Source organism: Desulfurellaceae bacterium, from assembly GCA_021296095.1.
Lineage (GTDB): Bacteria > Desulfobacterota > Binatia > Bin18 > Bin18 > JAAXHF01.
The window spans coordinates 51,590-77,859 of the sequence record JAGWBB010000004.1 but is presented as its reverse complement, the minus strand read 5'-3'; the positions used below and the strand labels follow the sequence as shown (position 1 = coordinate 77,859).

General features: G+C 61.2%; 31 protein-coding genes. 14 read left to right on the top strand and 17 right to left on the bottom strand.

Translation table 11 applies throughout. The features are described from left to right. Positions 1–12 precede the first annotated feature (12 nt). Positions 13–678 (bottom strand): HAD family hydrolase, encoded by a 666-nt coding sequence (locus tag J4F42_01625; GenBank protein MCE2484184.1) that lies wholly within the window; start codon positions 676–678, stop codon positions 13–15. Then, on the bottom strand, positions 675–1,271 hold the full coding sequence (gene coaE / locus J4F42_01620; protein ID MCE2484183.1) for a dephospho-CoA kinase: 597 nt from the start codon (positions 1,269–1,271) through the stop codon (positions 675–677). The genes J4F42_01625 and coaE overlap by 4 nt, the downstream gene beginning before the upstream one ends. A gap of 128 nt (positions 1,272–1,399) precedes the next feature. Here coaE and J4F42_01615 point away from each other — a divergent pair, with 128 nt between their 5' ends. Beyond that, positions 1,400–2,149 carry an alpha/beta hydrolase gene (locus J4F42_01615; GenBank protein ID MCE2484182.1) on the top strand — a complete coding sequence of 250 codons (750 nt, stop codon included), beginning with the start codon at positions 1,400–1,402 and terminating at the stop codon, positions 2,147–2,149. A 22-nt stretch (positions 2,150–2,171) separates the two neighbouring features. Beyond that, the gene (locus J4F42_01610; GenBank protein ID MCE2484181.1) at positions 2,172–2,783 is read left to right on the top strand and encodes a 2-hydroxychromene-2-carboxylate isomerase; all 612 of its coding nucleotides are present in this window, start codon (positions 2,172–2,174) and stop codon (positions 2,781–2,783) included. A 46-nt stretch (positions 2,784–2,829) separates the two neighbouring features. On the opposite strand, the gene J4F42_01605 is transcribed toward J4F42_01610, so the two are convergent. From J4F42_01605 to J4F42_01580, 6 genes are all read right to left on the bottom strand, one after another. Next, a complete protein-coding gene (locus J4F42_01605; GenBank protein MCE2484180.1) occupies positions 2,830–3,183 on the bottom strand; it encodes a 4Fe-4S dicluster domain-containing protein in 354 nt (117 codons plus the stop codon). 180 nt (positions 3,184–3,363) lie between these two features. Further along, the gene (locus tag J4F42_01600) at positions 3,364–5,535 is read right to left on the bottom strand and encodes an acetate--CoA ligase family protein (protein MCE2484179.1); all 2,172 of its coding nucleotides are present in this window, start codon (positions 5,533–5,535) and stop codon (positions 3,364–3,366) included. Between the two features lie 60 nt (positions 5,536–5,595). Continuing rightward, positions 5,596–6,270 carry a riboflavin synthase gene (locus J4F42_01595; GenBank protein MCE2484178.1) on the bottom strand — a complete coding sequence of 225 codons (675 nt, stop codon included), beginning with the start codon at positions 6,268–6,270 and terminating at the stop codon, positions 5,596–5,598. Between the two features lie 59 nt (positions 6,271–6,329). Then, positions 6,330–6,947: a glutathione S-transferase family protein gene (locus J4F42_01590; GenBank protein ID MCE2484177.1), complete on the bottom strand. Its 618-nt coding sequence runs from the start codon at positions 6,945–6,947 to the stop codon at positions 6,330–6,332. 10 nt (positions 6,948–6,957) lie between these two features. Continuing rightward, positions 6,958–7,245, bottom strand: coding sequence for a hypothetical protein (locus J4F42_01585; protein ID MCE2484176.1), 288 nt, complete (start codon positions 7,243–7,245; stop codon positions 6,958–6,960). Positions 7,246–7,320: 75 nt separating this feature from the next. After that, entirely contained in the window at positions 7,321–7,659 is a 339-nt protein-coding gene (locus J4F42_01580) for a zinc ribbon domain-containing protein (GenBank protein ID MCE2484175.1), read from the bottom strand. Positions 7,660–7,752: 93 nt separating this feature from the next. On the opposite strand from J4F42_01580, the gene J4F42_01575 reads away from it, so the two are divergent. Further along, positions 7,753–8,496, top strand: coding sequence for a rhomboid family intramembrane serine protease (locus J4F42_01575; GenBank protein MCE2484174.1), 744 nt, complete (start codon positions 7,753–7,755; stop codon positions 8,494–8,496). Here the strand turns inward: J4F42_01575 and J4F42_01570 are convergent. From J4F42_01570 to J4F42_01555, 4 genes are read right to left on the bottom strand one after another with little or no spacing between them, the layout of a single operon-like run. Beyond that, positions 8,462–9,238: a hypothetical protein gene (locus J4F42_01570; protein MCE2484173.1), complete on the bottom strand. Its 777-nt coding sequence runs from the start codon at positions 9,236–9,238 to the stop codon at positions 8,462–8,464. The two genes, J4F42_01575 and J4F42_01570, sit on opposite strands and share 35 nt — an antisense overlap. Continuing rightward, positions 9,204–9,611 (bottom strand): VOC family protein, encoded by a 408-nt coding sequence (locus J4F42_01565; GenBank protein ID MCE2484172.1) that lies wholly within the window; start codon positions 9,609–9,611, stop codon positions 9,204–9,206. Before J4F42_01565 ends, J4F42_01570 begins: the two co-directional genes overlap by 35 nt. A 21-nt stretch (positions 9,612–9,632) precedes the next feature. Then, positions 9,633–10,805 (bottom strand): MltA domain-containing protein, encoded by a 1,173-nt coding sequence (locus J4F42_01560; GenBank protein MCE2484171.1) that lies wholly within the window; start codon positions 10,803–10,805, stop codon positions 9,633–9,635. Between the two features lie 14 nt (positions 10,806–10,819). Then, positions 10,820–12,004 carry an alanine--glyoxylate aminotransferase family protein gene (locus J4F42_01555; protein ID MCE2484170.1) on the bottom strand — a complete coding sequence of 395 codons (1,185 nt, stop codon included), beginning with the start codon at positions 12,002–12,004 and terminating at the stop codon, positions 10,820–10,822. 179 nt (positions 12,005–12,183) lie between these two features. Here J4F42_01555 and J4F42_01550 point away from each other — a divergent pair, with 179 nt between their 5' ends. The 4 genes from J4F42_01550 to J4F42_01535 all read left to right on the top strand — a co-directional run bounded on the left by J4F42_01550 (position 12,184) and on the right by J4F42_01535 (position 14,945). Then, on the top strand, positions 12,184–13,233 hold the full coding sequence (locus J4F42_01550; GenBank protein MCE2484169.1) for a hypothetical protein: 1,050 nt from the start codon (positions 12,184–12,186) through the stop codon (positions 13,231–13,233). A gap of 30 nt (positions 13,234–13,263) precedes the next feature. Next, positions 13,264–13,452 carry a type II toxin-antitoxin system HicA family toxin gene (locus J4F42_01545; protein MCE2484168.1) on the top strand — a complete coding sequence of 63 codons (189 nt, stop codon included), beginning with the start codon at positions 13,264–13,266 and terminating at the stop codon, positions 13,450–13,452. Beyond that, positions 13,449–13,661, top strand: a complete 213-nt coding sequence (locus J4F42_01540) for a type II toxin-antitoxin system HicB family antitoxin (GenBank protein ID MCE2484167.1) — start codon at positions 13,449–13,451, stop codon at positions 13,659–13,661. The genes J4F42_01545 and J4F42_01540 overlap by 4 nt, the downstream gene beginning before the upstream one ends. 84 nt (positions 13,662–13,745) lie before the next feature. Then, on the top strand, positions 13,746–14,945 hold the full coding sequence (locus tag J4F42_01535) for an acyl-CoA dehydrogenase family protein (GenBank protein ID MCE2484166.1): 1,200 nt from the start codon (positions 13,746–13,748) through the stop codon (positions 14,943–14,945). A gap of 248 nt (positions 14,946–15,193) precedes the next feature. Here the strand turns inward: J4F42_01535 and J4F42_01530 are convergent, their stop codons facing one another. Continuing rightward, positions 15,194–17,086: an ATP-binding cassette domain-containing protein gene (locus tag J4F42_01530; GenBank protein ID MCE2484165.1), complete on the bottom strand. Its 1,893-nt coding sequence runs from the start codon at positions 17,084–17,086 to the stop codon at positions 15,194–15,196. 68 nt (positions 17,087–17,154) lie between these two features. Beyond that, positions 17,155–17,961: an alpha/beta fold hydrolase gene (locus J4F42_01525; protein MCE2484164.1), complete on the bottom strand. Its 807-nt coding sequence runs from the start codon at positions 17,959–17,961 to the stop codon at positions 17,155–17,157. A gap of 93 nt (positions 17,962–18,054) precedes the next feature. Here J4F42_01525 and J4F42_01520 point away from each other — a divergent pair, with 93 nt between their 5' ends. The 5 genes from J4F42_01520 (at position 18,055) to J4F42_01500 (ending at position 21,013) form a co-directional block, all read left to right on the top strand. Further along, the gene (locus J4F42_01520) at positions 18,055–19,023 is read left to right on the top strand and encodes a fatty acid desaturase (GenBank protein ID MCE2484163.1); all 969 of its coding nucleotides are present in this window, start codon (positions 18,055–18,057) and stop codon (positions 19,021–19,023) included. Between the two features lie 121 nt (positions 19,024–19,144). After that, complete coding sequence (locus tag J4F42_01515) at positions 19,145–19,405, top strand: hypothetical protein (GenBank protein ID MCE2484162.1); 261 nt, start codon at positions 19,145–19,147, stop codon at positions 19,403–19,405. Between the two features lie 77 nt (positions 19,406–19,482). After that, positions 19,483–19,731, top strand: a complete 249-nt coding sequence (locus tag J4F42_01510; GenBank protein ID MCE2484161.1) for a hypothetical protein — start codon at positions 19,483–19,485, stop codon at positions 19,729–19,731. Next, the gene (locus J4F42_01505) at positions 19,728–20,162 is read left to right on the top strand and encodes a PIN domain-containing protein (protein ID MCE2484160.1); all 435 of its coding nucleotides are present in this window, start codon (positions 19,728–19,730) and stop codon (positions 20,160–20,162) included. The genes J4F42_01510 and J4F42_01505 overlap by 4 nt, the downstream gene beginning before the upstream one ends. Positions 20,163–20,680: 518 nt before the next feature. After that, positions 20,681–21,013 (top strand): XRE family transcriptional regulator, encoded by a 333-nt coding sequence (locus J4F42_01500; GenBank protein MCE2484159.1) that lies wholly within the window; start codon positions 20,681–20,683, stop codon positions 21,011–21,013. 120 nt (positions 21,014–21,133) lie between these two features. Here the strand turns inward: J4F42_01500 and J4F42_01495 are convergent, their stop codons facing one another. Then, positions 21,134–21,646, bottom strand: a complete 513-nt coding sequence (locus J4F42_01495; protein ID MCE2484158.1) for a hypothetical protein — start codon at positions 21,644–21,646, stop codon at positions 21,134–21,136. Further along, positions 21,643–22,728 (bottom strand): ImmA/IrrE family metallo-endopeptidase, encoded by a 1,086-nt coding sequence (locus J4F42_01490; protein MCE2484157.1) that lies wholly within the window; start codon positions 22,726–22,728, stop codon positions 21,643–21,645. Before J4F42_01490 ends, J4F42_01495 begins: the two co-directional genes overlap by 4 nt. Before the next feature lie 220 nt (positions 22,729–22,948). Here J4F42_01490 and J4F42_01485 point away from each other — a divergent pair, with 220 nt between their 5' ends. Further along, positions 22,949–24,202 (top strand): nucleotidyltransferase, encoded by a 1,254-nt coding sequence (locus J4F42_01485; GenBank protein ID MCE2484156.1) that lies wholly within the window; start codon positions 22,949–22,951, stop codon positions 24,200–24,202. 451 nt (positions 24,203–24,653) lie between these two features. Continuing rightward, entirely contained in the window at positions 24,654–25,388 is a 735-nt protein-coding gene (locus J4F42_01480; protein ID MCE2484155.1) for a patatin-like phospholipase family protein, read from the top strand. 448 nt (positions 25,389–25,836) lie between these two features. On the opposite strand, the gene J4F42_01475 is transcribed toward J4F42_01480, so the two are convergent. Continuing rightward, positions 25,837–26,270 (bottom strand): hypothetical protein (locus J4F42_01475; GenBank protein ID MCE2484154.1); only part of this gene is annotated, 434 nt, incomplete at its 5' end.

Sequence of the window (26,270 nt, the reverse complement as noted above, 5' to 3'; positions counted from 1 at the left end):
GCCTGTCTCCTCCTATGCGGGCGCCAGAATGTCTGGCAGCTCGGCCACGCTGTCCAGGATGTAGTCCGGCGCGTGGTCGGTCATGATTTCGCGGGTGCTGGTGCCGGTCAGGACGCCGACGGTATGTGAGCCGGCCGCCCGGCTGGCCTGCACGTCGATGGGCGAGTCGCCGATATACACCGCCTCGTGGGGCTGAAGCGCCAGGCGCTCCAGACATTTGAGAATCGGCTCGGGGTGCGGTTTTCTGTGGGTGACATCCTCACGGCCGATGATACTGCTGAACAGATGGCGGACGCCCCAGTGGTCCAGAAACGGCAGCTCGCGTCCCGAGGAGGTGGCAATGCCGAGCCGCAGCCCCTGGGTGTGCAGGCTCTTGAGCAGGTCCAGGCTGCCCGGAATCGCCTCGGTCTTGTGGTGATAGTGATCCATCCACATGTCCATCCGCGTATCGACAATGCGCTTGAGGGTCGCCTCGGGGTCGGGATGGTCGGGCGGAAAGAGTTTGGCCAGCGGATTGTCCTGGCCGGTCCGCATGAGTTCATACACCCGCTCGCGTGACGGCAGGGGGATGCCGGCGATCTCCAGGACTTCGAGCGAAACATGATAGAAGTACTCGACCGAGTCGGCCAGGGTGCCGTCCATATCGAAGATGACACCGCGGACAGACAGTTTGCTCATCGAGACAGCCGCTCCCAGGCCTGGTCTACGCGCTGTTTGAGGTCGGCCAGCGAGCCGTCATTGTGGATAACGAGCTGGGCGTGTTTGCGCCGCTCGGCGTTGGACAGCTGGCTGGCGATGCGCGCCTCGGTGTCGCTGGCCGCCAGGCCGCGCTGGGCGGCGACGCGTTCGACCACGGCCCCGGTGCTGGCCTCGACCAGCCACACCTCGTCGACCAGGGGAATCCAGTTGGCCTCAATCAGGATGGCCGCCTCAACCACGATGGGCTCGGAAAATCCGGTCGCCCGCTTGGCCTGAATGCGCTCGGCGATATCCTCGAACATCAGGGGATGGACGATGGCGTTCAGACGCTGGCGGGCCGCGGTGCTGCCGAACACGATTGCTCCGAGCTTCTTGCGGTCAATAGTCTGATCTGCAGCCAGAATCTCCGAACCAAAGGCAGCCGTGACCTGCTTCCAGGCTTCTTTGCCCGGCAGGTAGATCTCGTGGCCGACCTTATCGGCGTCAATGACGAACGCGCCACGTTCCGCCAGCAGTTGGGAGACGGTGCTCTTGCCCGAGCCTATGCCACCGGTCAGTCCTATGGTTTTCATATGCCCCGTGTGTTGTGGCAGAGATCGGCGTGTTCTGCAAGAGAGCGGCCGCCCGATTCTCTCCTGCCCATGTTCTCTTCTGCCCGTGATCGTGGTACCAGGATGGGTCACGCACAGGAGGTGAAGATATGCCGTATGCACAGGTCAGGGGAGCCAGGCTGTACTACGAAGACCATGGCCACGGACCGCCGCTGGTCTTGGTTCCCGGTGCGCTCGGAACCGCCCAGTCGGACTTTGGGCCGCAGCTCGAACAGCTGCCCGCGCTGGGCGTGCGGGTGATCAGCTTTGACCCGCGCGGTTACGGCAGCTCACGCCCGCCCCGGCGCGCATTCCCGATCGATTTCTACCACCAGGACGCCGAAGACTGCGTGGCTCTGATGGACCAGTTGGGCTGTGAGTCCTACGCGGTTGGGGGCTGGAGCGACGGCGCGATCATCGGCCTGCTGCTGACCCTGGCCCATCCCCAACAGGTGGAAAAACTCGTCGTGTGGGGCGGCAACGCGTATATCAGCCAGGAGGATATCGACGGCTATGAAAAAACCCGCGCCGTGTCGTCCTGGTCGCCCCGGATGCGCGAAGGGATGGGCGCCATATACGGTCAGGAACTCCAGGGGCTGTGGACGGACTGGTGCGACGCCATGCAGGCCCTGTATAAAGCCGGGGGCGATGTGTGTCGTCAGCGCTTGGCCGAGATTCGCTGTCCGACGTTTATCCTGCACGGCGAGAAAGATCCGCTCGTGCCGCGTTTTCATGCCGATGTCCTGCACGGGGGCATTGCCGGCTCGCGGGTGCATCTTTTTCCCGACGGCAAACACAATATCCACCTGGCCTACGCCGAGGACATGAACCGGATGATTGCCGATTTTGTGACCGCCTAGCCGCTCAGAGAGGAGAACACCCATGGCCACTCAGGTAGAATTCTTTTACGACTATTCCAGCCCCTGGACGTATCTGGCCTTTACCAGGATCGACGGGCTGTGTCAGAAATACGGGGCCGACCTGGAGTGGCGGCCCATTCTGGTCGGCGGGATCTTCAACTCGATCAATCCGTCGGTGTACGAGTTTCGCGAGAAGGGCGTCCCGGCCAAGCAGAAATACATGGCCAAGGACATGCAGGACTGGGCGCGCTATTACGGGCTCAAGATCAAGAATCCGCCCAGCGTGTTTCCGGTCAACTCGGTCAAGGCCCTGCGCGGCGCCCTGGTCGCGCTGGAACAGCCGGGCCGCTTCCTGGCCTATAGCTCCCGCGTGTTTGAGACCTACTGGGGCGAGGACAAAGACATCAGCCAGGACGCGGTGCTGCGCGCCATTGTGGAGGAGGTTGGGCTCGACCCGCAGGAGTATTTTGAAAAGATCGCCCGCCAGGAGTACAAGGACCGCGTGCGGGCCAACACGGACGAGGTCATGCGGCGCGGCGGCTATGGCACCCCGACCATGTTTGTCAACGGCTCCATGTTTTTTGGTAACGACCGGCTGGTCCTGGTCGAAGAAGAGCTGAAGCGTAGCACCTAGGCAGATCCGTGACAGGGGCAAGAGCGATGCTCTTGCCCTGAGAGCGTCAGCCGTCCCAGCCCCATTTCTCTTTATTGGCCTGGATCTCCTCGGCCGAGGGGTTCTCCGGTTTCTCGTGGACGGCGACCTCGAAGTCGTCGATCGGATCGACCATAGCGTAGTTCAAAGGCGTATCTTCGGCGAAAACGTCGGGAACGGCAACTTCCTCAAAAATGGCCTGCCATGGACATTCCGGCTCACACGCCCCACAGTCGATACATTCGTCGGGATGAATGTACAGCTGGGCCGGAAACTGCTCGTTGTCATCACCAACGTATTTATAGATGCAGTCCACCGGGCAGACGGCGACACAGCCGGTGTCAAGACAATCCCGACACAGCCGGGTGATGATATAGGTCATTGTTTTTCTCCTTCCTGTGCTCTCCGCTTTCTTGCAGTCGTGTCTGAAGTGTCTGCTTTCGTAGCATTTGCTATCGTATCGCCGACAGTGGGTCAATTACGGCCGCCGGGCAGCGCCAGGCGGGGCTCGGCGCACTCCTCCCGGGCGGCGGCTAAGGCCGGCGGGGCGAGTGCCCGGGCTCTAGGAGGCCGAGGCTGGAGCGTGAAAACGACGGTAGCCGGTGACCAGAGCCAGCGCTCGGGCAGCCCGGGCGTGGGTGGCAAAGGTGGGCAGCCCTGCGGCGTGAAACTTATCCCGGACCGATAGCAGCTCGGCCTCGCGGTTGAACGGCTGAAGGACGGTCAGGAAGGGCTTGGCCGAACGTGCAGCAAAGGCCGACAAGGTGTCGAGCAGGCTGTCGAGGCGCTGCGGGCGGGCCTGCCATTGGCCGGCTACCAGCCCGGCGCCGGTATCCATGACGATGGCGTCAATCTTGGGGTCACGCTCCAGAATCGACAACAGCCGGGCCAGATTGTCGGTCGATTGTCCCATGCCGATCGTATAGCCCGAGTCGAGCGGGTTGCGGAAACTGCCGCCTATGACGGTGAAAAACGACGCCAACTCCTGGTACGATTCCTGGCTGAGTTCCGGAACCCGCAGTCCCGCCTGTTCAAACGCATCGGTAATGACCACCGACGGCCCGCCGGTCATGGCGACGAGTCCAACCCCGTCGCCGGTGGTGGATTTGGCAAAGCCGAGGAGGTGCAAGACATCCAGCAGGGTGTCAAAGTCCGCGACCGGAATGGCGCCGGCCTGTTTGACCACCGCATCCCAGATCGCCACCGGCGTGGCCAGCGAGCCGGTATGCGATGAGGTCGCCCGCTGGCCGGCCTCGCTCTGGCCGCCCTTCCAGATGACTACCGGCTTGTGGGGGCTCACCTCCCGGAGCAGGGAGAAGAAGCGCCGGCCTTCACGCACGCCTTCCAGATACATGCCGATGCGCCGGGTCTGCTCGTCCGCAGCCAGATAGTTGAGATAGTCGCTGGCGTCCAGCACTGCGGCATTGCCGAAGCTGACCGCCTTGCTGATGCGAATGGCGTGCTGGGGAGCGGCCAGGCTGAAGGTGATGGTGTGGGTTCCGCTCTGGCCGATGAACCCGACACTGCCGGCCTCGCCGGTCGGCAGCTCGGTGTAGTTGCGCAGACCGATCTGGGGGTTGTACACGCCCATGCAGTTCGGACCGATCAGGGCCAGCTCGGATGCCTGGGCGGCCTCGACCAGCCGCTGCTCCAGCTGTTTGCCCTCCTCATCGCCGACCTCTGAGAAGCCCGAGGTAAACAGCATCACCCCACCGACCCTGTTGGCCGCGCAGTCGGCAATAATCCTAGGCGTGACCTGACGCGGCACGGCGGTCATGACGTAATCAATCTCGTCCGGAATATCGGCCAGGCTGGTATAGTTGGGCACCCCCAGGGCCTCGATGCCGGGGAGTTCGCGCTCGTCGATCTGGACCGAGTAGACCTTGCCCTGGAACCGGTTTTGACTGCGCAGCCACATATAGTTCATGGCTTTTTTATCGCCGATGACCGCCACCGCCTTGGGGTGAAACACCCGTTCCAGGGCTGCCCGGGTGCGCTCGGACAGCGGACGCGGGACAGGTGGCGGGCCGTCAGACCGCAGGACGATCCGGGCATCGACCGCCAGACAGCCGTCGGGATAGGCGAGGCTGGGGTTCAGGTCGAGTTCCTGGATCTGGGGATAGCTGGTCGCCAGCCCGGAAACCCCGAGCAGCAGCTGCTCAAGCGCGCTCAGATCGACCGCAGCCTGACCGCGATGACCGGTCAGCAGGGGCAGACCGCGCAGCTCGCGAATCATGCCGCGCGCGTCGTTGGGGGTGAGCGGTGCCAGCCGAAAGGCTACATCCTGGAGGACTTCAACCGCCACCCCACCCAAACCGAACATGAGCAGAGCGCCGAACTGGGGGTCGGTCGTCAGACCGATAATAACCTCAACACCGGGCTTGGCCATGGGCTGGACGGACACGCCGTCGAGCCGGGCGTCGGGCTGGGCCGTGCGGGCGGCGTCCATGATGGCGTCAAACGCCTGGCCAACGGCGTCGGCCGAGCCGAGCTTGAGCCGCACCCCGCCGATATCGCTCTTGTGGATGATGTCCGGGGAGCAAACCTTGAGGGCGACCGGCCAGCCGAGGTCCTCGGCCAGACCGACGGCCTGGTCGCGGCTTGAGGCCAGCTCGGTGCGCACCACATCAAGACCGACGGCGCGCAGCAGGGCTTTGGACTCGACTTCGGTCAGCAGCTGGCGGTCCTGGGATTGGGCGGTGTGGATGATCGTCGTGGGGTCGGGCTGTGTCATGGCTGGGCTTCCTGGGAAAGGCAACAGGCAAAGGGCAACAGGCAGAACTGGACCGGCAGGTCAGGGTTTCAGCTCTCCGAGCTGCTGTCTGAGCCGGGCCAGCTCGTCGCGCAGCTCCTGCAGCGGACCCGACAGGGAGCCCTCGACCGCCTCTTTGACGAAATTTTCAATATACTTGCCCTGCATGTCGGTCTCGATATTGACCCGGTCGCCGGGCTTGCGGTGTTTGAGGGTCGTGACCTGATGGGTGTGGGGAATGATCGCACAGGTGAAGGATGTCGGTTGACAGTCGAACACCGTCAGGCTGATGCCGTCCACGGCAACCGAGCCCTTTTCGACCAGATACCGGCTCAGCTCGCGGGGAATCTCAAAGGTGTACAGAAACGAATCCCCCTCGGCCTGAATCGAGCCGACCGAGCCCAGACCGTCCACATGGCCAAAGACCAGATGGCCGGATAAACGATCCTCCAGCCGTAGCGAGCGCTCCAGATTGACGGCTGAGCCCGGCCTGAGGTCGCCCAGGTTTGTACGCCGCAGCGACTCGGCCGAGACCTCAAAGCTCAGCTCCGCGTCTCCGATGGCCGTCACCGTCAAGCAGGTGCCGTTCACACAAATACTTTCCCCAAGACCGACCTCAGCCACGGGCAGTTCGCTCGACAGGCTGAGCCGAACGCCCTCGGCGATGTCGTCAATCCGGGTAATCGTGCCGCTGGTTTCAATAATGCCGCTGAACATACCTCGTCCCTGTGTATGTTTTCAGTTTTGACATTTGCCTTTTGACTTGTCTTGTCTGCTCACCCCGCGGCCTGGATACTCGGTCGCTCTTGCACTCGCTTAAGCCACGCCTCGACCCTGGGGTGAGGGACCGTGACCTTGAGCAGGGGAAACAGCAGCGACCACGACACATACGGGATATCGGCCAGGCTGAAGCCCGAGGCCAACAGATAGTCCTGCTCGCCCAACTCCTGGTCGAGTTTGTCAAAGCAGGCCTGGAGGTCGGTCGTGGCTTGGCTGACCGCCGCCTCGTCCGGGCTGCCGCCCTGCATCGGCTTGAAGATGAGTTCTCCGGCCAGGCGGGCAATGGCGCCTTCGTACGGATTGTCGGCGTAGTGCATGAGAACCCGCGCCCGGGCGCGCTGGCCCGGCGCAGAGGGCAGCAGGGGCGGGTCCGGGTAGGTGTCGTTCAGGTATTCCATGATAATCGTCGATTCGTACACCGTGGTCCCGTTGTCTTGGAGCGCCGGCACCTTGCCGTAGGGGTTGATGGCCAGGTAGTCGGGTGTTTTTTGCTCGCCTTTGGTAATATCGATGTTCACCTTTTCGTATGCCAGACCCTTTTCGGCCAGCACGATGCGGACCTTGCGGACCCGTGGAGACATGGGAAAATCGTACAGCTTGATGGTGTTGGGCATCGACGCCTCCTTAGCGTTGTTGCGAACGGGTGTCCCTGAGCGATCCTTGGCGTCCGGGCGTGTCCTTGCGATTTGATTGGGCGCGCCGGACAAGATCTCGGCCCGTCTGCTTGATCCGGGTGTACAGCCGGTCTGCCCAGTGAAATTCCGAACTCAGCAGCCCCAGCCCCAGGATGAGCACGACAATGCCGGGGCCCGGAATGCCCGGCAGACTGAGAAAAATGCCGGCCACGACGAGCGCCCCCCCGCCGACCACACGACACGCCCGCCACAGGAGAGTGCGCGCCCGACGGATCATAGCACCGACCCGGACCGGGCTGAGTAGGCCGGAGCAGACACGGGGGAGGGCTCAGCACTCAATTTAGAGATCATCTTAGACATCATCGCCGATCTTCCCGCTCCGAGCTTTTTCGACGGTTTCCTCGAACTGCGATCCGAGATCGGCCCCCATCTCTTTGGCCCGCTTCTTGGCCCACAGGCCGACATTGCGAGAGTCGCGGTAAAAGGATTCGTCGCGCGGGGCGCCGGTATCAAAATCTTGGAGGCGACTGGCCTCGCTCTGGTGGTAGGCAAAACGGGACAGGATGCGCCTGAGCCGGGGCTCGCCACACCACCGGCATGTCCGTTCTCCGATCTCGGCCTCGGTCAGGCTGAGGAAGAGCAGACTCTGGGTTTTGTGACACGCCTGACAGTGGTAATCGTAGATCGGCATAGGCTTTTCCCCTATCATACCTGACACGCCGGTGCTATAAGAAATCCGTTACGTTCCGTCAACGAAAAACCCCCGCCCGGTGTCGGTGCCCATATGATTCCGATTGGGTCAACGATTCCTTTGCAGCGCACGCCGTGGGTCACCTTCGTCGTGATAGCAGTCTGCATCGGTCTGTTCGGCTTTGAATTATACCAGCAGTACGCAGGCCGTGACCTGGCTGCGTTTTTTGTCCACTATGGCTGGGTGCCGGCCCAGTTCTCTGAGGCCGTCGTGCAGGGCCGGCTGCCGCGTCTGTTGCCCCTCCTGAGCAGTATTTTCTTGCACGGCAGCTGGACCCATTTGATCGGCAACCTGTTTTTTCTGTACATCTTCGGCCGGCATGTTGAGGATCGTCTGGGCCCGAGCTGCTACGGGCTCTTTTTCTGCTTCGGCGGGATAGCGGCGATGCTGGTCCAGACCTATGTTGCGCCCTTTTCGACCGTCCCGATGATCGGTGCCAGTGGCGCCATCGCTGCCGTGGCCGGCGCCCACTGTGTCCTGTACCCGACCGCTCGGATTCTGACCTGTATTCCGCTGCCTTTTTTCTTTCGGGTTGTTCGGGTGCCGGCCGTTGGCTATCTGCTGGTCTGGCTGGTCTTGCTGTTCGTGTCTGAATGGTATCTCGCTGCCCGCAACGAGCAGCTGATGACGTGGCGGGCACATTTGGGCGGATTTGTGGCCGGGGTCATCTTGGGCCCGCTGTCTGTGGCTATTCGGCGGCGGCGGACGCGTAAGAAACGGATGTGGCGGCCGGACTCGCCTCTCATCGTGGAGAACTCGCGGTCTGGCCGGCCGTAGGCCCTGGCGGCAGGGTGAGATGCAGGTAGACGGACACGGCCGCATAGTAGACCGGGTAGAGCAGCGACCCTCCCAGGAGCCAGGGGTGTGGCGCTGGCAGTTGCCAGATCAGGACGACTACCAGGGCGGTCCACACCACCCCGAGTCCGTTGCTCAGGCGGCGGAACGGGACGGTACGGGAGGGGTATACATACCGGATGGGGACAAAGACGAGGACGATGCACACGCCCACTAGGCCGGCATTCAGCCAGGCCGGCGTGTGAGCGGCGTACAGGTAGAAGACCACGATATTCCAGTACGACGGAAACCCGGTAAAGAAGAAATCGGCTGTTTTGGCCTCGGCCTGACAGAAGCCGTAGCCGCTGGCCATGAGCATGAGGCCGGGAAACAGGAGGCTTGTCGAGGCTGGCATGAGCTGGAAGTGGTACACAAACACGGCCGGCACGAAGACGAAGGTGACATAATCAACCAGGTCGTCGAGTTTACTCCCGTCGAACCACGGCGCGAGCTGTTTCACCCGTGCGGCCCGGGCCAGCGTCCCGTCTGTCGCATCAATCAGCACCGCGACCAGCATCCACCCGAAGGCGCTCCGCGCCTGCCCGCCCACGGTCGCCCGCAGGGCCAGAAAGCCGGCCACAAAGCCCAAGGCCGTATACGCGTGGACCGCCCAGACCGCGGCGTATTGGAGGGCCGAGAACCCAGGCTCCTTACCCGAGCCGTTGGGGACTGAGGCTTGGCTCATATAAAATCTGGATCCGGTTGCCGTCCGGGTCGGCGCAATACAGGGACCGGCTGCCGTCCCGGTGGGTTCGCGGTGCGGCAAGGATAGGGATCTGCCGGGCGCTCAGCACCTCGGCCGCCCGGTCCACATCGCTCGGCTGGACTACCACAAAACCGACATGGTCGAGCCGCTGGCCGGCGGCGGACGGATCGGACGCGGCCCGGTGCAGGGCCAGATTGTCGCAGCCGGACGACAGGTAGGCGTTCTGATCGTCGGGCTGCCAGACGACCCGCATACCGAACAGCCCGGTGTAGAAGGCGACCGAGGTCGCCACATCGGCAACGTTGAGGGCCACATGGCGCAGCCCCGTGGTGGGAATGGCTGGCGTTGACATCGTCCTGCTTCCCCTTGCCGCTCAGCGTTTTTTTAGCAGCAGGTAGAGTTCGCCCTGCTCGGCCATGTAGCCGGCCTCGACCTGGGCGCCACTGCCCCAGAAGATATCGACCCGCCCCGGCCCGCTGATCGCGGCGCCGGTATCCTGGAGCAGCACGAAACGGGAAAAGGGCTGCCAGGCAACTGTCTGGTGCCGACCGACACGGGGGCGCCTGGTGCGGATAAAGCCGAGCGCGCCGAGCGGATAGACCTTGGGGTCGATGGCAATCGAACGTCCGGCGGTCAGCGGACTGCCCAGGCTGCCGCGCGGCTCACCCCGGCTGGGCCGAAAAAACACGTAGCGCCGATTCTGAAAAAAGATCGTCCGCTGTTCGTCGGGGTGGGTATGCAGGTAGTGCTGGATCGCCGGCGAAGAGGTCCGCCCGGGTTGGAGCTTGCCTCGTTGCTTCAGCCATTTGCCGATACTGGTATAGGGGTGTCCGTTCGTTCCGGCATAGCCGACCCGCAGGTGCGAGCCGTCCGTCAGCGCGATCTGTCCAGAGCCCTGAATATGCAGAAAGAATAGGGCGACCGGATCGTCCAGCCAGGCAATCTCATAGCCCCGCTTGGCCAGTGCGCCCTGCCCATCGATCTCGGCCCGGGTGAAATAGGGTACGAACCGGCCTCTGACCCAGCGACCGATCCGCCGCTCACCCGTATCCGAGGCGGGGGCGCGTTCGACCAGATCGTCGGGCAGACGGTAGAGGGGATAGCGATAGCGCCGGGTGCGGACCCGACTGCCCCTGAGCAGCGGCTCGTGATAGCCGGTAAACAGGGCCGGCGCGGTGGCGCGATAGAGGTGAAAGTCGCGCCACACCGCTGCCGCCAGATCTTCCTCGGTTTCCAGCAGGGTGTAGAAGTGTTGCAGGCTGTCACGGACATGGGCCAGGCTCAGCTGCTGGGAGCCGAAGACCACGGATTCGGTGTCAGGTCTGGGACGCAGGGCGGTCAGGCTGCGTCTGACCGCATACTTGAGAGAGGTCCGGCTGAGGTCGTCGTACAGGGCTGGCGCGGTGTGGGGGGTGAGGCGGACGAGCGTGGGCGAGGCGGCGTGGAGGGGAGGGGGGAGGAAGACAAGACAAGGCAAAAGGCAAAAGGCAAATGGCAAATGGCAAAAGGAAACCCCACCCAACCCGCTCCACATCCGCATCCTCATGGTTCATCCCTCTTTCACTGATAGCCTGCGCGTGCCGCCCGGACCGCCGTGCCGGGTCGGCACGGATGGCCGTGTTGGGCCAACACCGCCTCCAGCGATTCCAACAGAAGCAAGACGTTTTCCTGCGAACTGGACTCTCCCATCAGGCCAATCCGCCACACCTTGCCGGCAAACTCGCCCAGCCCGGCGCCGATCTCGATATTATACTCGTTCAGCAGGGCGCTGCGTACCGCCGCCTCGTCAATTCCGTCGGGGACGCTAACGCTGTTGAGCATCCACAAGCGGTGGCCCTGCTGGGCGACGAGTTCGATGCCCAGGGCTTTGAGGCCGGCCGCCAGGGCCTCGTGGTTACGCTTGTGGCGGGCGTGGCGGGCGGCCAACCCCTCTTCTTTGACCAGGCTCAGGGCTTCGCACAGCGCATAGGTCATCGAGATCGGGGCGGTATGGTGATAGACCCGCTTGGCCTGGCCTTCGTCCCAGTAATTGCCCAGCAGGCTGACGTCCAGATACCAGCTCTGGACCCGCGAGCTGCGCCGACCAATGACATCCAGCGCAGCCTGACCGAAGGTAATCGGCGACAGCCCCGGCGGACAGCTCAGACACTTCTGGGTGCCGCTATAGCAGGCGTCAATACTCCAGCTGTCGATCTCAAGCGGACAGCCGCCCAGCGAGGTGACGGCGTCCACCACAAACAGGGCGCCGGCCTGGTGAATGGGAGCGGCCATGTCTTCGAGCGGCTGCCAGGCGCCGGTTGAGGTTTCGGCGTGGACCAGGGCGACAAACTTGGGTCGCCGGCACCGGCCCAGGGTCTCTTGGACCTGCTCGGGGGTGAAGACACGGCCCCACTCGGCGCGCATCTCGACCGGGGTGGCGCCACAGCGCTTGGCCACCTCGACCATGCGTGTGCCAAAGACGCCGTTGACCCCAATGACGACCTCGTCTCCGGGTTCAATCAGGTTGGCCAGACAGGTTTCCATGCCCGCGCTGCCGGTGCCGGAGATGGGCAGGGTCATTTTGTTCTGGGTCTGGAACACAAACCGCAGCAGCTCTTGGGTCCGATCCATCAGCTCGACAAACGTGGGATCGAGGTGACCGACCAAGGGGGTGGACATTGCTTGCAGAACGCGCGGATGGACGTTGCTCGGACCCGGACCGAGCAGGACCCGGTGCGGAATGGACAGGTCACCAACGCTTGCCATGTATGCTCCCCTCGTCGCTCAATGTGAGACTCGGTAGCCTAGCACGGACGGCTGGGGGGGAAAAGCCGCCGCACCGCCGAACGGCAGACAGCCGCGCTCGTCTTTACAGACACCAACGCGCTTTTTTGCTACAAGGGCAGCTGACAACAGGAAGCCGCCAAGGAGAAGGAGGTCGAACGATGCCGCTTCTCAACGGAACTGAGCTTGGTTTGTTGCCCACCATGGGGGTAGGATCGTACGCCTCACCGGGCTGGCTGACCGCCATGCGCCGGGCGCTGCGGGCCGGGACGGCCGGACCGGCGGACCTGGAAGAGGCCATTCTCGACGCGGTCAGGGTTGCGGTGTGTGACCAGGAGGACGCCGGGCTCGATATTCTGAGCGATGGGGAAATCCGCCGCCAGCGTTTTCTGTGGAATGTGGTTGAAAAGCTATCCGGCCTGAGCGTAGTGCCCGCCCAGCGCAAGCTGGGGGTGATGAGCTATGACAGCGCACCGCGTTTTGAGACGCTTGAGCGGGTCGGCGCACCCCAAGGCTTCGGCCTGGTCCAGGAGTATACGGATGTCCGCAAGCTGACCCACAAGCCGATCAAGGTCTGCTGCCCGGGACCGCTGACGATTGTCATGCCGATCACCCCCAAGGGTGGCTACGATGGCGACTACCTGCCGCTGCTGTACGATCTGGCCGAGCTGGTGAACCGCGAACTCAAACAGGTGGTGGCTGCGGGCGCGACGTTTATTCAGATTGACGAGCCCTCGGCGGTGGGCCGCACGCCGGTGCTGCCGGTTGAGGAAACGGTCGCCCTGTTCAACAAGACGGTCGAAGGCCTGGAGGCCAAAATCGCGTTGCACATCTGCTTTGGCAATAATCAGGGCCGACCGGCCATGAAACGCACCTACCGCCCGCTCTTTCCGGGTATTCTTGAGGCCAAGGCCGAGCAGATCGCTCTGGAGTTCTCGAATCGGGAAATGTCGGAAGTCGAGCTGTGGAGCGAGTTTGGCGGCGAGCGGGAGCTGGCCGCAGGGGTGATCGACGTGAAGTCGATGTATCTGGAGACGCCCGAAGACGTGGCCGAGCGGATTCGGACTGTGTTGCAGCACGTCGCTCCCGAGAAACTGTACCTGACCTGCGACTGTGGCTTTTCGGCTTCGTCGCGCGGGCTGGCCCGGGCCAAGCTGCACGCCCTGGTGGCCGGGGCCAGGATCGTACGTCAGGAGTTGCAGGGCACCTAAGCGCTACCTCCTCGTCTCGCGATTCGTTGTATGAAGGTGAGGGAGGTCATTCGACTGCTTGAGACTGATGGCTGGTACCAAGCGCGGGTGCGCGGCAGCCATCGGCAATTCAAGCATCCGACGAAACGGGGTTTGGTGACAGTGCCTGGACATCCGAGCGACGATCTTGCTATTGGCACCCTCAACAGCGTTCTTAGACAGGCGGAGCTGAAGAAATGAAGTATCTTGTTGTTGTAGAGAAAACCGAAATCGGCTTCTCGGCATATTCCCCCGACGTGCCGGGTTGCGTGTCCACGGGTCGGACGGAGGAAGAGACCGAGGCCAACATGAAGGAGGCGATTGAGTTTCATGTCGATGGCCTCAAGCAGGAAGGTCTGCCCGTCCCTCAACCGTCCGCGAAATCGGCCTATGTAGAGATCAGTGCCTAGAAAATCCCCCTCAATCCCCCTTTGGCAAAGGGGGAAGCGCGATAGCGCAGGGGGATTTCTGGGAGAGGACCAAGGTGAGGACGTATGGATTTTCGATATACCCCTGAACAGGAAGCGTTTCGGGAACGGCTGAGCGCCTGGCTTGATCGCAATATGGCCGAGGTCTTTGGCGATGCCCGCGATCCCCTGGCCCAGACCGATGAAGACGCCGAAAGACGCTGGCAGCGCACCAAGGAGTGGCACCGGCGCCTGTACGAGGCCGGCTATGTGGCGCTGCACTGGCCCAAGGAATGGGGTGGGGGCGGGGCCGATCTGGTCGAGCAGGCGATTTATCAGGACGAGGTGCTCAAACGCGGCTTGCCGCTGTACGGGGCCAACCAGCTGGCCATTGATCGGATCGGGCCGACGCTGATGTTCATGGGCAATGACGAGCAGCGCCAGCGTTACCTGGCCAAGATGCTGACCGCCGAAGAGATCTGGTGTCAGGGCTATTCGGAGCCCAACGCCGGCTCTGACCTGGCCGGGCTGCAAACCCGGGCGGTCATCGACGGGGATGATTTTGTCATTAACGGCCAGAAGGTGTGGACCAGCCTGGCCCATCGTGCCGATATGCAGGTCTTGCTGGTCAGGACTGATCCTGACGCCCCCAAGCACCGGGGCATTTCGTACCTGCTGGTCGATATGAAGACGCCCGGGATTACGGTTCGGCCCCTGGTCCAGATTACCGGCGAGTCAGATTTCAACGAAGTGTTTTACGATAACGTCCGTGTGCCGCGTGAAAACCTGGTCGGCGAACTCAACCAGGGCTGGCGGGTGTCGATTGCCACCCTCATGTATGAACGGGTGTCGGGCGGTACGCGCCATCCGGTTGAACGGACGGTCAACGAGCTGGTCGGTGTGGCCAAGACGGTCGAGTTTGAGGGCCGGACGGCCTCACAACATCCCTATGTGCGCCAAAAGCTCGCCAGCCTGTCCACCGAGGCGCTGTGTCTGCGTCTCAGCCGCTACCGGTCGCTGACCGCCCAGCTGAACGGCAAGGTGCCCGGTCCGGAAAGCTCGTTCGGCAAGCTGCACGCGACCGAGCTGAATCTGCGGGCGGCCATGTTTGCCGATGAGCTGCTCGGCCCCTACGCCCAACTCGAACGGGGCTCGCTGGGCGCGATTGAAAATGGTCGCTGGAGCTACCGGGCGCTGCGGGCGCGCGGGCTGACGATTGCGGCCGGCTCCAGCGAGATTCAGCACAACATCATTGGCGAGCGGGTGTTGAAGCTGCCCAAGGGCTGATGGATAAATCCGAATAAGGGAAAGAGCGGCGAGAACTCGTTCCGCTCCTCAAATACGGCTACACGACCTGATCTTGTATAAGATGAGGGAAAGAGGCTGGAGCTTGCCAAGCTTCAGGCCGAGATTGCTCAGCGCGACAGCAGAATCGAGCGGGTGAGTCTTACTGATATTGCAAAATATGCCCCGAAGAGTTCCGCCTTCGATGACATACGCTGAAGCGTTCCATAGCGAAACAGCCAGCCGTCGCCTTAACCCTGCTGCACGGCCTCCAGGGCTTCCCAGCGGGCAAAGGCGGCTTCGAGTTCGTGCTCCACGGCGCTGAGTCTGGCCTTCAGGGAACCGACCTGGTCGCCGTTGTGCTGGTAGAGCTTCGGGTCGGCTAACTGGTGGTGAAGATCGTTCTGCTCGGCTTCGAGCTGTTCGATTTTTTCGGGCAGGACGTGGAGTTCCTGCTGCTCCTTGTAGCTCAGCTTTTTCTTGGTTGCCCGTGGCGGACGGGAGGTGTCCGGCTTGGGCTGCGGCGGGGGCGTGGGGGATGGCGCCGGGCGACGCTGACGCAGCCAGTCGTCGTAGCCGCCGACGTATTCATGCACCCGGCCCTGGCCCTCAAAGGCCACAACGCTGGTGACGACATTGTTGAGCAGGGCGCGGTCATGGCTGACCAGCAGGACCGTTCCCGAGTAGTCCAGCAACAGCTCTTCCAGCAGTTCCAGGGTGTCCACGTCGAGGTCGTTGGTGGGCTCATCAAGGACCAGGACATTCGACGGCTGGAGAAACAGGCGGGCCAACAGCAGCCGGTTGCGCTCGCCGCCCGACAGCGCCTTGACTGGGCTGCGAGCGCGGTCGGGCGGAAACAGAAAATCCTGCAAATAGCTGATGATGTGGCGCGGTTTGCCGTTCAGGACGACGGTGTCGTGCCCGTCGCCGACCATGTCTTGGACGGTTGTGGTCTCGTCCAGCTGTATCCGTAACTGGTCAAAATAGGCGATCCGCAGCCGGATGCCGTGCTCAAGCGTGCCGTGCTGGGGCGGCAGCAGACCGAGCAGGAGTTGGAGCAAGGTTGTTTTACCCGAGCCGTTGGGACCGATGATGCCGACCTTGTCGCCGCGCATGATGGCGGTGGAGAAATTGTGGATGAGCGGCTGGTCGGTATAGCTGTAGCTGAGGTCGGTGGCCCGGATGACGCGCTTGCCCGACCGCTGCGCAGCCTGGGCTTGCAGACGCACGCTGCCCGACTGTTCCCGGCGGGAGCGGCGGGCCGCGCGCAGGGCCTGGAGGGCGCGCACCCGGCCTTCGTTGCGCGTCCGTCGGGCGGTAATGCCTTGACGAATCCAGATTTCTTCCTGGGCGATTTTTTTATCCAGCCGCGCCCACTCCTGGGCTTCAGCGTCGAGCGCCGCCCGCTTGCGCTGTAAGAAGGCGTCATAATCGCACGACCAGCTGCTGAGCCGCCCCCGGTCCAACTCGACAATCCGGGTGGCCAGCTTGCGCAGCAACAGACGGTCGTGGGTGACAAACAGCAGGGCTTTTTCACGCTGGAGCAGAAAGGCTTCGAGCCAGCCAATCGCGGCGATATCGAGGTGGTTGGTCGGCTCGTCGAGCAGCAGCAGGTCGGGGTCGCTGACCAGGGCTGTGGCCAGCAGGGTACGCCGCTTGAGGCCGCCCGACAGGCTGGTAAACGACGCGCTCGGATCGAGATCAAGGTGCGACAGAATCTGCTCGACCTGGCGGTGGACCAGCCAGCCGCCGTCCGTGTCCAGGCTGTGCTGGAGGCGGTCGAGCCGGGCCAGCAGATGGCGGTTGCCGTGGCGGTGCGCCAGCTCGGCGCTGAGCTGCTGGTAGGCGGCCAGGGTGTGGCCCAGTTCGCCCAGCCCGCGGGCGGCCAACTCGAACACCGTGCCGTCCAGACCCTGGGGCACCTCCTGGGGCAGGAAGCTGACCCGCAGATCCTGTTGGCGGACAATCCGGCCGCTGTCCGCAACGAGTTCGCCCGCAATACACCGCATCAGGCTTGACTTGCCGGCCCCATTGCGGCCCAGCAGACACACCCGTTCGCCGGGCTCGATGTGCAGGCTGACAGAGTCCAACAGCGGCGGGTCGCCAAAGCTCGTCCGAACCTGCTGAACGCTCAGCAGGGCCATGCTGCCTCCCTCACCTCATGCGCCGTGCTTCGGCGGTGTGTGCCCCGTCCTGCCTGGCTCTGCGCAGGTCAGACGCTCTGGCGGGAAAGAAACTCCTGAAAGACGTCCAGAAAGGGCTGGCGGGCGGAGGTCACAAAGCCGTGGCCGGCATTGTCAAAAATACGCAGCTCGGCGTTCGGAATCTCACGCGCCAGGATTTCGGAGTTGGCGGACGGAATCAGGACATCGTCACGACCGGTCGCCACCAGGGTCGGAGCGCTGATGTCTTTGAGCTGCCTGAACACGCGCAGGGTCATGGTAGCCTGAATATGGCGTTCGTAGGCAAAGCGGGGCGTGACGTGGGTCAGCGACTGCTGGAGGTGGGCTTCGAGTTCGTCGCCATGCTCACGGATATAGTCCTCGGAATAGGCCAGTTTCCAGGCCGCCCGCCCGGCCTCTTCCGGCGTCTGTCCGGCCCGGCCTTTGAGGGCTTCCATGGATTCCGGCGGTGCCGGAACGGAGTGTTTGCCGCCCGGCGTGGTACAGCCCAGGCTCAGGCTGGCCAGGCGTTGGGGATAATGAATCGCCAGCTCCTGGGCGATCATGCCGCCCATGGAAATCCCGAACACATGGGCTTTGGGAAGTTGCAGCTCGTCGAGAAGTCCGACCGCATCGCTGGCAAACAGGGCGATCGAGTAGTCTTCGTCGGGTTTGTCGGACTGGCCGGTGCCCCGGTTATCGTAGGTGATGACTTGGTGGGTCCGGGTCATGGCCTCAACAAAGGGCTGGTCCCAGTTCGCGGCCGGTGCGCCGAGGCCCATGATGAGCAGCAGCGGCTGGCCCTGGCCCTGGATGTCGTAGTGCAGCTGAATCCCGTTGACGTGTGCGTGTGGCATAAGTCCTCCTTTGTGGTGTGGTCTTATAATCTCCGGCCACAAAGCGCCAGAGCCGTCTTGCCGGGTCAGGGCGGGCGGTGTACATCTGGGCGCATGCAGACGCTCGCACCGGACGCGGTGGATTTGCGCGACACGATCAAGCGGCTGTCCCGACCGCACAGCCTGGCTGGGGTGTATCATCTGGCCGAGGTGTGGACCGTGATTGCGGCCGCCATCTACACCAGCGCGATGCTGGTGCCACCCACCTCAGGGCTGCCCGGCCTTGGGGTGTATCTGGCCGCGCTGGCGGTGATTGCCTCCCGTCAGCACGCCCTGATGGTCCTGGGCCACGAAGCGATCCACAAACGCTGGTCGTCACACCTGTGGGTCAACGACTGGCTGGGGCGCTTCCTGGCCCTTTTCCCGGTGTTCATCTCGCTGGCCAAGTGGCGTTTCATCCATCTGTGCCATCACCAGCACACCCATACGGCGGACGATCCGGACCGGGCGATCTATGCCCGCTATCCGCTTGCCGCCTCGGCCTGGTGGCGTCTGCTGGTGCGCGATGTGTGCGGGCTGAACCTCGTCTCGACCCTGAAGTATTTTATCGACCTCCCCTGTGTCACGGCCGACTTCAACCGGCGTTTCCTGGGCGAAGCGCGCGAACGGCGCTACCGTCAGGTGTCGGATATGCGGGCCTTCTGGGTGTTCTGGAGCCTGGTCCTGCTCGGCGGCGGGTACTGGGGCGGAACGTCCTGGCTGCTCGCTTTTGTCCTGTACTGGCTCATCCCCTACTGTAGCCTGACGCAGATCTTCTTCCGCGTCCGGGGAGCAATCGAGCACGGCAACGTGCCCGAACCCGATAATCCGTACCGGCGGACGCGGACGTATTTCATGCACCCCGTTGCGGCGTTTTTCTTGGCTCCCAAGCGGGTCCACTACCACCTTGAGCACCATCTGTACCCGGCGGTGCCGTTTTATCACCTGCCCCGGCTGCACCGTTTGTTGCGTCGTGAGGTCTACCCGCACGAGCAGGCCTACTACGAGCGCTTTGGCCAGGGCGTGGGCAAGCTGGTGGGCTGAGTCCTGGCCTCTCCCTTCCGGCGCCGATTTCGAGGCACAGCAGTTTCAGCCTGGGGAAGCGCTCCAACACCCCGCCCTCAAAGAAGCTGACGAACGAGGCTTGAATATCAAAGCCGAATCTATGCCTGACTTCATCGTCCTGCTGGATGGCGGTCACGACGGTCCGTTACACCTGATTGTTGAGATCACAGGCTATCGGGGTGAAGACGCCAAGGAAAAGAAGGCGACCATGGAGACCTACTGGGTCCCTGGGGTGAATCGTCATGGGCAGTATGGGCGCTGGGCCTTCGCCGAGTTCACGGAGGTCTATCAGACCGAGGCCGACTTTCAGGCCAAGCTCGAAGCGCGCTTCGACCGGCTTATCAATCGACCCCAGGAGTGACCTGCGTTGCCAATTGCCGCTGGCTATCTGTCTACTATGGCCTTGCCGTACTCTCTTATATGGGTAGTATGGGAAATATGAAAACGACACTTGATATCCACGACGAATTGCTGGCACGGGCGAAACGTCACGCCAAGAAGACAGGCCGCCCCTTGCGCGCTGTGGTTGAAGACGGGCTCCGTCAGGTTCTTGCTACGTCTCCCTCTCAGAACCGCTACCGGCTGCCCGATTTGAGTACCGGCCATGCTGGCGCGGAGGACCCTCTTGAGGCCTATTCATGGCAGGACCTGCGCGGGTTGATCTACGGAGAGACTGAAACACGGTGATCGCGGTCGATACGAACCTGCTCGTCTACGCCCACCGCAAGGAATCCCGCGTGCATGAAGCAGCCCTTGCGATTGTGCGGACACTTGCCGAAGGAAGCCAAATATGGGCGATTCCCTGGCCCTGCTGCTACGAATTCCTGAGTGTGGTGACAAACCACCGTATTTGGAAAGACGCGGCAACATCGCCGGAGCGTGCATGGCAACAACTCGAAGCCTGGACGACATCGCCAAGTAATCGTCTGCTCGGCGAGACCGATGACTTTCTCAAGGTATTGAGTGGCCTCGTGCAGCGACCGCGGGTGCGCGGTGCGGTCGTCCACGATGCCCGGATCGCCGCGCTCTGCCTGGCACACGGTACTGAAGTGCTCCTTACCCGTGACCGCGATTTCTCGTTATTCCCGGAGCTGCGAACACGGGATCCATTCAGTTAGGAAAAGGGAAAAGACGAACAGGACTAGTCGGACCTGGTCGTCCAAGCCCCACCGCTCTACATCCAAGAGAAAGTGCATCCCAAGGTCCTCTTGACGACCTGGTGAAGAGTGAGCAGTGGGGAGTGAAGAGTGGAGAGCAGGGCACGGCACGGAAGAACTAGAGGATTTTCACGCTATCTTGAGTCATGGCCGGCTGGGCGCCGTCATCAGGGGCTGCTTCGGGCGGGCAACCTGGGAGCGCGGGCGTCCCGCCCGCCTCTTCAGCTTCAGGGGCATCGGAAATCGCTGAGAATGCTCCAGACCACGATATCAATCCGAGACCAGCACGGATGATGGTGCATCAGGCCATCCGCCACATCCTCAGTCCGAATCAGTCCAAGGTCGGATAAGCCTGAGACGTAATCTGACATCCCTCAGGCCTGTCTTTGTCTTATTCCCTCTCCCCGTGAGGGAGAGGGCTAGGGAGAGGGGTGTCTGCATCGGGCGTGGCTGGGACGATTGAGAAAGAAGTTGTTGTCATGACTGAGAATGATTTCGAGCTTGTCCGAGGAAGCGGGAATGTGTTCCGCGATTGCAACGAGCCTCACGCCGATTTGAAGCAGACCAAGGCCCCCCTTGCAGCCCGGATCATTACCGTGCTGGATGAGCGCTCTTTGACTGTGCGCAAGGCTGCTACCCTGACCGGGTTTGCTGCCGCCGATTTCTCCAGAATCTGTAACATAAACCTGGGCCGCTTCACCCTGGATCGGCTCATCAAGATGCTTGCCGCCTTGGATAGCAGCATACGGGTAACGGTTCATGTCGCTTCAGAACCGTCTGACCCCTCGGCCACGCCATCACGCAGCGGCTGACCGTTCTCAGGGGGCGAGGCGTAAAAACGGTCGAACGGCGGTTCTGTCTCCGTTTGATCCTCTCTCATCTTTGAGGGAGTACCGCAGGGCGGACGATGCTCTGTTCATCCGCCCGCTTGGCTAACGCAGACGTTCGGCGTAGCTGGCTAAACGGCGGCGGATTTCGGACCTGGGAAGACGACAGCGCGGATGCTCAGAGATGGCGGTCAAGCCGTCGTACAGTTCACGGATGCTCACTACGGCGGCGTCACGCAATTGGTCAAGAAGCCAGAGTACGCCGTGACACTCGACCGCCTCAGCAACCGCGAGTTGGCGAAGTGCGCTGTCGCCGCTCAGCAGAACCCAGGATCGGGTTTGCGCGAGCGCGAGGGCGAAGCAATCGGGAAGAGAAAGCGCAGGCGCTTGCTGCTGATAGGCAAGGGCGCGTTGTACACCGTCACCGTCCAACTCCTTGACGGAGAGGCCGAGTCGTATCAACTCCTCGCCGCCCCAGTTCTTCAATTCGCGTTCGTAGAGCAGGTCGGGGACAGAGAACCGGAACGGCAGGCGGAAGCTGGCCTCCAGCAGGGACCCGCGTTCCAGATCAACCAGAACAGAGGTATCGGAGACCAGGACCTGCCGCATGGAACTCAAACCCCAGCCGCCTCGTGTTCAACAGGCGGTGGTTCCTCCATCTGGCGGTTCAGTTCGCGCACGGACACGCCGAGCAACTCCGCGGCTTTGGCTTCGGAAATAGCCTCCTCGGCGAGCGCCCGGAAGGTGAGGCGTTCAAAACGCTTCGGCTCTTCGCCTTTCATTGCATGCGGCTCCTCGTACGGTGGTCTGCGCCACCCAAAACGATTGAAGTCGTTGAATAGCCGCCGGAACATGGCCTCACTGAAAATGCCAAGGTCTTTGCAGCGATACGTGACCGCCTGAACACTCGTACCAAAGAGTTGCTTCAACTCGAAAAGCTCGCTCCAACCGATTGAGGTGCGGTGCTTGCCGATTTTCGCCCAAAGGGCGTTGGCAGGCATAAGGAAAGCCCCAGCGAAACGATGTGCAGCCTTCTCCTCGTCCAAACCAGAGGCCACCTCCATAATCAGGTGCCCAAGCTCATGGGCCAGCGTGAAGTACTGCCGCTCTCGCCAGTCTTTGCGGTTCACGACAATGACCGGTGCCATGCCTTTTCCGGCGCGGCGGACACGCGCAGTCAGACCGTCAATTTTTGTAGAATCGACGGCAAGCACCTTAATTCCCTGTTCCTCCAACAACTCGATGAGATTCGGTATCGGATCGTTGCCAAGGCTCCAGTGATCCCGCAAACTTCGGGCCGCCCGGTCGGCCTCGAAAATATCCCGCACGACAGGATAGGGGGCCTCGGGCGGGCGGTGCCATTCGACACTGTGAAGGCCAAGCAGCTCTTCAACCAAAAGATAGCGCTCCAGAAGATGCAGCACCTTGGCCTCAATCTGGGCTTCCTGTCGTTTGCTCGTGATCTTCTTCTTCCTGAATTCCACCGCTTCGAGGACCATTTTCTGATCTCCGACCAGATAATCCACCGAGACGCCGAGCGCATCGGCAAGCGCGATCAGCACGCCTGAGCCGGGCATGGACTCGTTGCGCTCATATTTCCCGATTGCCTGTGCCGTAACGCGGTTTCCAATTTTGTCCTCCAAACCTCTTAGAGACAAGCCTGCTGCAGAACGTGATACTTTAAGTCTTTGCCCTATCATGTCTATCCCCTCCTTGACTTCGGTTTACAATTATGAATTATTATGGTCGATAAGTAAACCAGAGAAAATCTGAGAAAGGCTGAACCCTTTTGGGAGAACTTGTGGAGGGGAAATTATGTCTAAAGTCATCAAGTGAGACAAGATTAAGAATTTGGAGGAATGCAAGAGAGGATCGCGTGCCGCAAATCGGCCATTGGTCATTGAAGTTAGGAGGCCTCAAATGACGAAAAAAACAATCCCATCGTACCTCACAAATTCAGCGGATATTCTGCTGGCTGACGTGGCAATCCGCGTTCAACTCAGCCGGACGAACTACGATAAGGCTGTGTCCCGGTATGAAACAGTCAACAAATGGATTGAGCGTGACGAGAGCCCATTAAAGGACCGCGTCCAGTTGTTTTATCCGCAAGGGTCAATGGCTATCGGGGCCACCATAGCGTCAAAATTGAGAACTGATGAGTTCGATATTGATGTCGTCGCTCAGCTTGATCTACCGGACCACGTATCGCCCCAGGAAGCCCTCGACTTGCTGTACAAGGCGATACGTGGAGAGCCAGGGTCCAGATACTACGAAATGACAAAACGCAGAACACGGTGCGTCACGATTGACTACAGCGGCGACATGCACCTCGACGTCACGCCCATGCTACGCATGTGGGGTACGCTGGAACGTCAAAGTTGGATATTTCACCACCGACCGGAAGCGCCGCGGGAGCCAAGTTACCGGTTTATCGCAAACCCTTATGGATTCGCGGAATGGTTCAAGGTCAGTACGCCACAGGACTATGATTTTGCTGATATCTTCGAGAAACGCGCCGAGGAGTATGAACGCCTGGGCATACGAGCCGAGGCGGACAGTGACCCCGTTCCTCCGCAACAACCCCCATTTCGGAAGTCGAAGGCCGTCATCGTGCTGCAACTCCTGAAGCGTTGGCGCAACGTGCAGTATGACTCTCGACAGGGGCGGAGACCGCCGTCAATTATGATTGCGAAGCTTGTGGCCGATGCAGCTAACCATACGGAGCATCTATCGGAAGAGTTGTTGCAACAGGCAAGGTGTATGCTGTCCGTTTTCCAAGAAGCCCACGCTCAAGGCCGGCTCGTTCACATCGTCAATCCGGTGTGCGAAAAGGACGTGCTGACAGATCGCTGGCCGGAATCACTACAGGGCCAAGCTCTCTTCATCCATGATCTTGAGAACCTGGTACTCAAGGCCGAGCGGCTGGTTGCAGGGTGCGATCTGGAAGAAATGCAGGAAATCATGGCGAGCCTGTTCGGCGAAGTACCGGCAACAGAAGCTGTCAAAGCACTTAACGAAAGAATTGGGAAAGATATTCGTGACGGACGCAGCCGACACGATCCCGGGAAGGGAGGATTGAGCATTCCAGCTCTCATCACCCCGCCCGTCTCTCGACCAGCGCCCCGACCAACACCAAGACATAAATTCTACGGCACTGAGAGGAGAAAACGGTGATTCTTTCAACAATGAAGCAGGCCGAACTCATGCGGAAGAAGTGGCCGATGTTCAAGATTCTCCGCCGTACCCGTTGGGAGGTCCTTTGGGAAGGGCCGCTACGACCCCTGTGTCAGCCCTACACAATCCAAGTTTTGTTGTGGCGCGAGAAGAATCACAGCAAATCTGATCTCCCACGGACTCCACAAGTGACGGTGATCAATCCTCTGCTCCGCCGACGGTCAGGAGATCCCTCTGACCCTATCCCGCATCACTATCCGAATCGGAGCAATCCTGAGCTGCCCATTTTGTGCCTTTACGATCCAGCCGACCGAGAGTGGCATCCTGGCCTCGCGGCTGCCCAGACCACAATCCCTTGGACAATAGATTGGCTCGCCTGCTACGAGGGCTGGCTGGCTACAGGCGAATGGACCGGCGGCGGACGGCATGGTTAAGTCAAGCGTATTCCTCAATGTCCAGCGATACTGAAAACCTTCCACCGAAACGATCCTCCGGGTCGCTCAGACGACGGCGAGTTCCTCTCCCCTGGCCGGAAGATCGAGAGTTTCGCATCCTTTCCATTGATGGTGGCGGCATCCGGGGAATCTATCCGGCCGCTTTCCTGGCAGGACTGGAGGAGCGTTACTTGAAGGGGACTTCGATAGCACAATACTTTGACCTCATTGCTGGAACGTCAACTGGCGGGATCATTGCTCTTGGCCTTGCCGCCGGTCTGAAGGCCGCGTACCTGCGCGACCTTTATATTGATCGCGGGTGCGAAATCTTCCCCCCCATTCGAGGCGGGGTTGTTGGGGCGGTAAAGCACCGTCTGAGAAACGCTTGTCAATATTATAAGTTCCGCTATGACCGTAAGGCGTTGATGCGGATTCTGTGCGACACTCTCGGCGTTCGGAAATTTGGCGAGGCACAGGTGCGATTGTGTATCCCCTCTTTTGAGGGACGCTATGGCGAGGTCTATATCTTCAAGACTCCTCACCACCCGGATTTCAGAAAAGACGCCACTGAGCGGATGACAAAGGTGGCTGCCGCTACAGCAGCAGCTCCGACGTTTTTTAAGCCCCTCCAAGACGGCGGCTACACGTTCGTTGACGGCGGAGTGTGGGCGAACAATCCGATTATGATAGCCCTTGTTGACGCGTTGTCCTGCTTTTCCGTGCCTCGCGAGCGCGTTCAAATTCTGAGCTGATCCGTATAGCGTTGACCACTCGAAGATACGGCTCGGCGGTATGTGGGCGTGGCGGGACAGCATCTATGCAGCCATGCGCCTTCAGTCCCTCAATGCTTTAGGCCAAGCTGGACTTTTGATCGGTGCGGACAAGATCATACGGGCCAGCCCTCCGACGAGTGAGGATAAGATTCAAATGGACGACTGGAGCCGTGCCGTCTCGGAACTGCCCGGTGCGGCAGAATCGACGCTCGACGAACTGGGAGAGAGCGTGTCTAAAACGTTCCTTTCGGAACCTGCAAGCCGGTACGAACCAGTCGGTGCAAAGCCTCTTTCCTAAGTTCGTTTGCGTTGTCAGTGATTCTCGTCCGGTGCCAGTGTCTCATGCAACATCGCTTCGACCAACCGTCCCCGCGTTGCGTCCCCCGTGGTAAGGCTCGCCTCTAGTCGGTCGCAGAGGGCCATCAGTTCATCGACTTTGGCGACGATGCGGTGTTGTTCGGCGAGGGGTGGGAGTCCAACGACAATCGGATAAATCTTTGAACCGGATATAAACTGGCTGTGCAGTAGCGTTCTCGTCTTCCTTCAGGTTTGTTCCATTAAGAAGGAGGACTAAGAACCGTAGATAGATTTCATCCTGAGAAAAATGTGTGATGAAGGCGTTGTCTGTTACCCATGCGTTCGCCGGTGTCACATGAATTGATCCGCAATAATATCCAACCCTCCCGATCACGACGGTCGGCTGATCTACGTTGTTCTGGGCGTGGTATCCGTTGATACCATTTCCCCCAAAAACAGGGATCGGCCCATCCTTCATGTTCGCAGTGGTCAAGCCATCACCTGACTGAATATAGATGATTTCGCCCAACCGCGCGAAAGCCCATCCGCTAGAGCACTTCACGA

Bases quoted from the DNA above. Each gene is read 5' to 3' on its own strand.
- J4F42_01575 (MCE2484174.1), top strand. From the start codon at position 7,753: ATGATTCCGATTGGGTCAACGATTCCTTTGCAGCGCACGCCGTGGGTC.
- J4F42_01540 (MCE2484167.1), top strand. From the start codon at position 13,449: ATGAAGTATCTTGTTGTTGTAGAGAAAACCGAAATCGGCTTCTCGGCA.
- J4F42_01550 (MCE2484169.1), top strand. From the start codon at position 12,184: ATGCCGCTTCTCAACGGAACTGAGCTTGGTTTGTTGCCCACCATGGGG.
- J4F42_01530 (MCE2484165.1), bottom strand. From the start codon at position 17,086: ATGGCCCTGCTGAGCGTTCAGCAGGTTCGGACGAGCTTTGGCGACCCG.
- J4F42_01600 (MCE2484179.1), bottom strand. From the start codon at position 5,535: ATGACACAGCCCGACCCCACGACGATCATCCACACCGCCCAATCCCAG.
- J4F42_01535 (MCE2484166.1), top strand. From the start codon at position 13,746: ATGGATTTTCGATATACCCCTGAACAGGAAGCGTTTCGGGAACGGCTG.
- J4F42_01590 (MCE2484177.1), bottom strand. From the start codon at position 6,947: ATGCCCAACACCATCAAGCTGTACGATTTTCCCATGTCTCCACGGGTC.
- J4F42_01500 (MCE2484159.1), top strand. From the start codon at position 20,681: ATGACTGAGAATGATTTCGAGCTTGTCCGAGGAAGCGGGAATGTGTTC.
- J4F42_01595 (MCE2484178.1), bottom strand. From the start codon at position 6,270: ATGTTCAGCGGCATTATTGAAACCAGCGGCACGATTACCCGGATTGAC.
- J4F42_01515 (MCE2484162.1), top strand. From the start codon at position 19,145: ATGCCTGACTTCATCGTCCTGCTGGATGGCGGTCACGACGGTCCGTTA.
- J4F42_01525 (MCE2484164.1), bottom strand. From the start codon at position 17,961: ATGCCACACGCACACGTCAACGGGATTCAGCTGCACTACGACATCCAG.
- J4F42_01615 (MCE2484182.1), top strand. From the start codon at position 1,400: ATGCCGTATGCACAGGTCAGGGGAGCCAGGCTGTACTACGAAGACCAT.
- J4F42_01605 (MCE2484180.1), bottom strand. From the start codon at position 3,183: ATGACCTATATCATCACCCGGCTGTGTCGGGATTGTCTTGACACCGGC.
- J4F42_01520 (MCE2484163.1), top strand. From the start codon at position 18,055: ATGCAGACGCTCGCACCGGACGCGGTGGATTTGCGCGACACGATCAAG.
- J4F42_01545 (MCE2484168.1), top strand. From the start codon at position 13,264: ATGAAGGTGAGGGAGGTCATTCGACTGCTTGAGACTGATGGCTGGTAC.
- J4F42_01555 (MCE2484170.1), bottom strand. From the start codon at position 12,004: ATGGCAAGCGTTGGTGACCTGTCCATTCCGCACCGGGTCCTGCTCGGT.
- J4F42_01490 (MCE2484157.1), bottom strand. From the start codon at position 22,728: ATGATAGGGCAAAGACTTAAAGTATCACGTTCTGCAGCAGGCTTGTCT.
- J4F42_01570 (MCE2484173.1), bottom strand. From the start codon at position 9,238: ATGAGCCAAGCCTCAGTCCCCAACGGCTCGGGTAAGGAGCCTGGGTTC.
- J4F42_01585 (MCE2484176.1), bottom strand. From the start codon at position 7,245: ATGATCCGTCGGGCGCGCACTCTCCTGTGGCGGGCGTGTCGTGTGGTC.
- J4F42_01485 (MCE2484156.1), top strand. From the start codon at position 22,949: ATGACGAAAAAAACAATCCCATCGTACCTCACAAATTCAGCGGATATT.
- J4F42_01510 (MCE2484161.1), top strand. From the start codon at position 19,483: ATGAAAACGACACTTGATATCCACGACGAATTGCTGGCACGGGCGAAA.
- J4F42_01625 (MCE2484184.1), bottom strand. From the start codon at position 678: ATGAGCAAACTGTCTGTCCGCGGTGTCATCTTCGATATGGACGGCACC.
- coaE (MCE2484183.1), bottom strand. From the start codon at position 1,271: ATGAAAACCATAGGACTGACCGGTGGCATAGGCTCGGGCAAGAGCACC.
- J4F42_01565 (MCE2484172.1), bottom strand. From the start codon at position 9,611: ATGTCAACGCCAGCCATTCCCACCACGGGGCTGCGCCATGTGGCCCTC.
- J4F42_01610 (MCE2484181.1), top strand. From the start codon at position 2,172: ATGGCCACTCAGGTAGAATTCTTTTACGACTATTCCAGCCCCTGGACG.
- J4F42_01580 (MCE2484175.1), bottom strand. From the start codon at position 7,659: ATGCCGATCTACGATTACCACTGTCAGGCGTGTCACAAAACCCAGAGT.
- J4F42_01480 (MCE2484155.1), top strand. From the start codon at position 24,654: ATGTCCAGCGATACTGAAAACCTTCCACCGAAACGATCCTCCGGGTCG.
- J4F42_01560 (MCE2484171.1), bottom strand. From the start codon at position 10,805: ATGAGGATGCGGATGTGGAGCGGGTTGGGTGGGGTTTCCTTTTGCCAT.